This window comes from Mesorhizobium sp. M7A.F.Ca.ET.027.03.2.1, assembly GCF_003999175.1.
In the GTDB taxonomy this organism is placed as follows: Bacteria; Pseudomonadota; Alphaproteobacteria; order Rhizobiales; family Rhizobiaceae; genus Mesorhizobium.
Map to the genome: position 1 here is coordinate 1 of NZ_RZOM01001869.1, position 485 is coordinate 485.

The 485-nt window shown below is 64.1% G+C and carries 1 protein-coding gene; it reads right to left on the bottom strand.

The window, feature by feature from the left end; all coding sequences use genetic code 11:
* The coding region (locus EN750_RS38525; protein WP_189526879.1) for an N-formylglutamate amidohydrolase at positions 1–376 on the bottom strand (376 nt) is incomplete at its 3' end.
* Positions 377–485: the final 109 nt, after the last annotated feature.

Sequence of the window (485 nt, forward strand, 5' to 3'; positions counted from 1 at the left end):
GCGAAAAGATGATCTCGGCGCGTCGGGTCCGCTCCGTCGCATCGATGCCGACATTGCCGGGAATGTCGGTATCTTCCGACAGCACCGGAATGCTGCCTGACGTGCCCAGTGGCCGGTTGAGGTCGATCAGCAGCCGCGAGTAACCGCTGAGGAAGGCCGGTGCATCGAGCTTCGACGACAGCAGGCGGGTCACTTCGGCGGCGCCGATATCCCAGGCGATGTGGCGCTGCAGATGGCTGGCATCGAGGCCGAGCTGTCGATACTCGGCCGGCATGTGGTTGGACGCATGCTCGCACAACAGCACGATATCGGAGCGGCCGTGCTCGTTGAGGACCTCGACGGCCTCGGGCCAATCTTTTCCGGCCTGCGCGGTCATCAATAGAGCGTCCGGTAGAGATCGCAGATGGAGGCCGGATCGAGACCGGCAAGACGCTCGGCTTCATGTCGCTTGAGGCCGACGGCATCGTGACGGGATGGTTCGCGCC